General features: G+C 71.6%; 2 protein-coding genes and 1 pseudogene. All 3 read right to left on the bottom strand.

The genetic code is table 11. From position 1 onward, the window contains the following. Positions 1-1,120 (bottom strand): CpaF family protein (locus RH94_RS03755; RefSeq protein WP_234425513.1); only part of this gene is annotated, 1,120 nt, incomplete at its 3' end. A gap of 15 nt (positions 1,121-1,135) precedes the next feature. Then, positions 1,136-1,591, bottom strand: a complete 456-nt coding sequence (locus RH94_RS03750) for a TadE family protein (protein ID WP_079188879.1) — start codon at positions 1,589-1,591, stop codon at positions 1,136-1,138. A gap of 1 nt (position 1,592) precedes the next feature. Beyond that, a pseudogene (locus RH94_RS42210) lies at positions 1,593-1,792 on the bottom strand (pilus assembly protein); the annotation flags it as partial.

The raw sequence follows: 1,792 nt of genomic DNA, 5'->3' as shown, positions 1-1,792 counted from the left end.
GGGCGATCTCGGTGACGCGGCGGGCGCCGTCGGCGAAGCGGGTGAGCTGGATGATCACGTCGACGGCGCTGTTGATCTGGTCGTGCAGGGCGGCGAAGGGGACCTCCACGTCGGACATGGAGGCCAGGGTCTGCAGGCGCATCAGCGCGTCCTCGGCGCTGTTGGCGTGCACGGTGGCGAGCGAGCCGTCGTGGCCGGTGGACATCGCCTGGAGCATGTCCAGGGACTCGCCGCCGCGGACCTCGCCGACGACGATGCGGTCGGGGCGCATGCGCAGCGAGTTGCGCACCAGGTCGCGGATGGTGATGTGGCCGCGGCCCTCCACGTTGGGCGGGCGGGACTCCAGCCGGATCACGTGGGCCTGCTGGAGCTGGAGTTCGGCGGAGTCCTCGATGGTGATGATGCGCTCCCCCTCGGGGATCAGGCCGGAGAGGGCGTTGAGCAGGGTGGTCTTCCCGGTGCCGGTGGCGCCGGAGACGATGATGTTGAACTTCGCCTGCACCAGACCGGCCAGCAGGAACAGCATGTGCTCGTCCAGCGAGCCGAAGCCGATCAGCTCCTGGAGGGTGAAGGAGCGCGGGAAGCGGCGGATGGTGAGGGTGGGGCCGGTGAGGGAGAGCGGCGGGATGATCACGTTGACGCGTTCGCCGGAGGGCAGGCGGGCGTCGACCATCGGGTTCGACTCGTCCACGCGGCGGTTGACCGTGGAGACGATCCGCTCGATGGTCTGCATGAGCTGGTCGGTGGAGGCGAAGCGGAGGGGGAGCTGTTCGACCCGGCCGCCACGCTCCACGAAGACCGCGTCGGGGCCGTTCACCATGATCTCCGTGATGGAGGCGTCCTCGAGGAGTGGTTCGAGGATGCCCAGGCCCAGGGCCTCGTCGACCACGCGGCGGATCAGCTGCGAGCGCTCCGCGGTCGACAGGACCGGGCCCTCACGGCTGATGATGTGCCCGAGCACCCGCTCGAGGCGGGCCCGGCGCTCGGCGGCGGCCAGCGAGCCCATCTCCGCCAGGTCGATCTCCTCCAGCAGCTTCGCCCGGTAGGAGGCGACCAGGTGGCCGTCCTCGCCCCGGCTGCCCTGCTCCTCGGGGGAGTTGATGCGTGCGCGGAGGCTCATGGGTGCGTTCCCCGTTCAGTGGTCGAGCGGCATGGTGGCGGTCTTGTGGGCGTCGCCGATCGGGTCCCAGAGGGGGATGATCGAGGGGATGCGGACGGTGGCGGTGACGGTGACCGTGTCGCCGCCCCGGGCCTCGGTACAGCTCGTACGGCCGCTCAGCGAGGCGGACACCGCCTCCCGGCAGCCCTGCTGGGCGCTCATGCCGAGCGAGGCGGCGCGCGCCCCCGCGCGGGCCGCCGTGCCGGCCTGCTGGGCGGCGTAGGCGACGAGCCCGGTCTGGATGACGGCCATGGCGAGCAGCATCAGGACCGGGATGAAACCCAGGTACTCGATGGCGACTTGGCCGCGGTCGCGGCTGCGGCTGCGGCTGCGGCTGCGGCTGCGGTCACACTCGCGGCCGTGCTCGCGGCCGTGCTCGCGGCCGTGTGCGCGGTCATATGCGCGGTGTCGTGTGCTGTGGTCGTACGGCATGTCAGTCCGTCGCCTCCTCCACGGCTCCGGCATGGCCCCTGACGGTGATGGGGAAGTCGATCACGCCCGGAAAGAGGACGGGCACCTTGAGGTCGACGTCGGCCTTCACGAAGCCGCCGCCCGTCGCGCAGCCCACCTCGGCCCCGCTGCGCCACGCCTCCGAGAGCTTGTCGAGCCCGGCCTGCCGGCAGGCGCCGTCCC

It is taken from the genome of Streptomyces kebangsaanensis, from assembly GCF_001906585.1.
GTDB classification, from domain to species: domain Bacteria; phylum Actinomycetota; class Actinomycetes; order Streptomycetales; family Streptomycetaceae; genus Streptomyces; species Streptomyces kebangsaanensis.
The sequence above is the reverse complement of the archived record's forward strand: the minus strand, read 5'-3'. Positions and strand labels throughout refer to the sequence as shown.

Coding starts and splice junctions, on each gene's coding strand:
- RH94_RS03750 (WP_079188879.1), bottom strand. CDS start 1,591: ATGCCGTACGACCACAGCACACGACACCGCGCATATGACCGCGCACAC.